The sequence below is a fragment of the Bacteroides muris (ex Fokt et al. 2023) genome, from assembly GCF_024704895.1.
GTDB lineage: Bacteria > Bacteroidota > Bacteroidia > Bacteroidales > Bacteroidaceae > Bacteroides > Bacteroides muris.
On sequence record NZ_JAMZEE010000082.1, the window covers coordinates 1 to 4804 of the forward strand.

The window sequence follows — 4804 nt, forward strand, 5'->3', positions numbered from 1 at the left end:
CGGCGTAGACAAAAGAAAAGATAACAGGACTATAAATTATAGAAAAAGGTTGTGCCAACGTTTTGACACAACCTCCTCAAAAAACACTTTATTTATAGAATAATTCCGGTAGAATTATTTTCCTCCAAGATTCAACTCATCGTTGTAATCAGTTTCATTCAGAGGTACATCCCATGTCCATTTGTTGACACCGGAGGCAGGAATGGTTTTTGCAACGGAAATGTGAGCATTACCACCTTCGGCAAAACTGTGACGGACTATGTCGCGGTTCCATCTCTTGTAGTCGCTCCATGCAAAACCTTCACCCCAGAGTTCCAATTCGCGATAGTCCATAATTTCATTCCAAAGAGCTTCGCCACTCTTGTCGCAAGTGTATTCAGGATTACGTCCGGAAGTGGCATTCAGTTCTACCAGTGAGGCACGAGCAGCAGTCTCGTCATTCAAGAAATAATTAGCCTCTGCCTCTACCAATACCATTTCCGATGAACGGATGAAAGGCAGGTAGCTGACGCCCGGAGTGTCGAATACATAAAACTTCAGTTGTCCGCCCAAATGCATGTAACCGGCCTGATAGGGAGCCTCCAGGCCACTGACCGCCATTTTCTGACAATAGGCAGCTGCATCTTCCCAAAGAGCATCTGCTTTTTCCGCATCATTTCCCATTCCAAGAATGCCGTAGCCTAAATCCATGGCTGAACCGTCATTGAAGTTATAGCCGGGAAATTTGTCTTCGGTTAGGAACAATGCTTTACGGGCATCGTTGTTAGGAATGCGGTTAATCAATTCACGACCAATAGAACCTGCACCGGTCTGTTGAGTGCTCGCATAATATCCGTTGCATGCATACTGAGTACCATAACTCCAATACCAGTTATTCTCTTGTGCACTACCAAAGCTTCCGAAAATCCATTCACTGGTCGGATTACAGAACCCTGCATGATATTCTGCATTGCTCATGAGTGGGTAGTTCTGGCGAGCCAGCTTAGCTTCAGTCAATGCTTTGGTATAATCTTGCTTGGTAAGAGCGGCACGGGCGTAGATGGCATGTGCCACATTGATGTTCGGCATCCATACTTGTGAGGCATTACGGTCCATACCGCTTTGCTCAAACAACATAATGGCTTCATCCAAATCTTTATAAATCTGTGTATATGTTTCAGCTAATGTGGCATAACCTTGTCCATCGGTAGATTCGTCCAAACGAAGTACTATCCCCTGCGAAGCGCCATTGTTGGAATCTTGCCAGCGCCAGCAATAGTAGTGTACCAGTTTTTCGAAAGCATATGCACGAAAAGTCAGTGCAGATGCCTTGACAAAATTCCTTTCCGCTTCCGTACCTTCGGCATTGTCTATATTGGCAAGAATGGTGTTAGCATTACCTGCAATGGTATAATAGTAATACCATGCGTAAGCATCGTAAATGGAGTTGGTACGCGTATGGAACTCTTGATTGAAGATAGGAGACCATCCGGATGCATAGACGTTGTAATTGTAATTTTCACTCGGGTAGCTTTCGTACTGAATCATTATGTTGTTCTCACCAGCAAATCCACCTCCAAAATAGGAGTGTTGTGTCGTCATGATTTTGGCGATACCGTTCAATGCCTTCATGGCATTGGCCGTGGTACCTACGGCATCGGTTGCTCCGGTTGAGTCAGTAGGTGCTGTATCCAGATAGTCACCGGCGCAAGAAGACACCAGCATCATACCTGCCAATAGGCTTCCTGCGAACAATTTATTGATAATCTTTTTCATTTCTAATACAAATTATATGGTTATACCTTTAGAATTTCACAGTCAGTCCGAAGTTATAAACACGGGCTGTCACATACGTATCGTCCGAACCTCCGTTGAAGGAATACTGCGGATTCAATCCTTTGCGTGAAGTCAATGTAAAAAGGTTCTCTACACCGGCAGTCAGCGAAAGGCCTTCTATACCTACACTTTTCAGCCAACGCTTGGGCAAGCTGTAGGAGAGATTCAGGTTCTTGAATACGAAGTAAGAAGAGCTTGTCAGCCAGCGGTCACTGGTGGCATTCAGGTCGGACGATTTGTAAAAGTCGGCGCGCGGAGTTCCATTCGGATCAATGCGATTGGCAGAAGTTTCTGTCATTCCCGCAGGAACTTCTTTCCAAGAATTCAGGATGTCCTTGTGGTAAGCGCTACCGGCAGCACCGGATTCGGACACCCCCATCAAGCTGGCATAACTACCATCGTATGTTTTACCGCCTAAAGAATAAGTAAACAGCATGTTCAAATCCCAGTTTTTCCAAGAAAGAGCCGAGCTGATAGAACCGTAAACCGTAGGGAGTGCACTACCGGCCCAGTCACGTTTGGCGTATGAAGTCGCGGTAGCATAATCTGTACCATTGATGGTAGTCAATGCACCGGCTTCTTGGGCAGCGGATTTCTTGTCCGGGTCCGGTGTATAGAGAGAGGTACCGGTCATTTGGTCTACACCTTCGAAATGATAAGTGTACCATTCGTAGATGGAGTGTCCTTCGGAATAGTTTTGCATACCATGCAAGATGTCCTTTCCATCGGGCAGTTTCACGATTTTATTCTTCAGGAAAGTAGCGTCTACACCGATGTTCCATTTCCAGTCATTGTTGTTGATGACATCGGCATTCAAAGAAATTTCCCAGCCACGGTTGGACACGGTACCGATATTCTTGTATTGCGTCAGGTTCATCGGGGCACTGTCGTCAACCCAAGGATAAGAACCGGCAGAAAGCGGCAGGCGTACCTCAAACAGCAGGTCTTTGGAACGTTTGTCGAAATAGCCTATTTGGAAGTTTAGACGGTTGAACAGACGCCCCTCTACGGCAACATCCACCGTCTGTGTAGTTTCCCATTTGATGTCCGGTGCTGAAAGTGATTGTTTTACCAAAGCGGCTTCACCACCGTTCTTGTCAATGGTATAAAGAGCCATGTGACCATAAAGGCTTACGCCCATATTGTTACCGACTTCACCATAGGACGCGCGCAACTTCAAGGCATCCACCCAATCTACATCTTGCAAGAAAGCTTCTTGTTTCATGTTCCAGCTGGCACCCACAGAATAGAAGTTACCCCAGCGATTATCCTTATGGAAGCGTGAGGAACCGTCACGACGGAACGAACCTTCTACGAAATAACGGTTGTCATAATTGTACTTTACGCGTGCCAGATAAGACTCCGTCTTGTCCTCATCATCACTTCCGGAAAAATAAGAGTTGTTGAGGAAGTTGCCCATCGTAAGGTTTCCGTCTACAGCCATACCGGTGTTCATTCCGGAAGTGTACTTGCGCTCCCAACTATAGTTCTCGTGAGCCACCATAGCTTCCACCTTGTGTACCTGATTAAATTGATAGTTCCAGCTCAGAATTTCCTGCAAGGTTATAGTCTTGTATTGGTAGGCATAACTTGTCAAACGACCGCCATTCGTAGCACCGTCTCCAATTTCGGGATTGTCATATTTCTTATTGTTCGAAGTGCTGTTGTTCAGGTCACCTTTTACAGTTAATGAAAGTCCATACGGCAACGAGATGGTAGCAAAAGCTTGTCCACCCAATACGTTGCGCACACTTTCCTGCTTATTATACAACATTTCGTAAGCGATGTTGCGGTTACTCAGATAAGATGACGTGGTGTCATAAATTCTGTTACCATCGGCATCCAGTTGGTATGTACCGTCGGCATTGTGCATAAACAACGGATAGACCGGAGCCATATAACGGGTAATGTAGAACGGATTGGCGTAATAGCTGCCGTTGGCATTACTGTTATAGTTACGCTTGGTCCACGAGCCAGTCAGGTTCACGCCACCCTTGAACCATTTGTTAGGCGTATAAGTAGTGTTGATACGCCCGGAGAAACGTTCGTAACCTGTGGCTTTTACATATCCTTTCTCATTCAAATAGCCTATGGAAGAATACACGTTGTATTTCTCTCCCGAAGTGGCAGCGGAAAGATTGTATTCCTGACGGTGTCCCGTGCGTTCGATGGCATTCTGCCAGTCCAAGTCGTCATAGCCAGCCAGACGAGTGGCAATCAGTTTACCGCTATTGTCAAACAACTTATCATCAGCGGCATTGTAGATATTACGACCGATAGATTCACTAACCACGTGTCCCGTGGCGTATGCGGCAGCATCGCTTGCCGACATGCCGGCATTGCTCATCATGGCATTCTTCTTGGCCATCCAGGTAGCTTCCATCCAGCGGTCTGCATCCAGACGGTCGTACTCGGGAATACCTCTGTTATACATACCTTGATTCATTTGCAGCGTAATACTCGGTTTGTGAGTGTTTCGTCCGCTCTTGGTTGTAATGATGACAACACCGTTGGCAGCACGGTTACCGTATAATGCAGCCGAAGCAGCATCTTTCAAGATGGACATGCTTTCAATATCATTAGAGTTTAGTTCGGCCATGTTTCCATCGAAAGGGACTCCGTCCACTACATACAGAGGATCTGAAGCACCTGAAACCAATGTACCAAAACCACGGATACGGATGCTGGGGGCAGAACCGGGTTCACCATATGTATTGTTCACTTGTACACCCGGTGCGGCACCTTCAAGTGCACCGGTTACGCTGGTTGTGATGCGCTTCTCTATTTTCTTATTGTCAACCACCGAGATAGAACCAGTCAACGATTCTTTTTTAGCAGTACCGTATGCCACTACCACAACCTCATCCAAAGCTTCTGCATTGCTTCTCATTGTCACTTTCACATGTGACTTAATCGCCACCTCCTGCGTCTGCATACCAATATACGAAATTACCAGAGTTTTCGCGGAACTTGGTACGTTTGGTAATGT

Annotated in this window: 2 protein-coding genes; both read right to left on the reverse strand. The window is 46.1% G+C overall.

What is annotated here, in order from left to right:
• Window positions 1-114 precede the first annotated feature (114 nt).
• Entirely contained in the window at window positions 115-1755 is a 1641-nt protein-coding gene (locus tag M1B78_RS18175) for a RagB/SusD family nutrient uptake outer membrane protein (protein WP_176468883.1), read from the reverse strand.
• 28 nt (window positions 1756-1783) lie between these two features.
• The coding region (locus tag M1B78_RS18180; protein ID WP_257941460.1) for a SusC/RagA family TonB-linked outer membrane protein at window positions 1784-4804 on the reverse strand (3021 nt) is incomplete at its 5' end.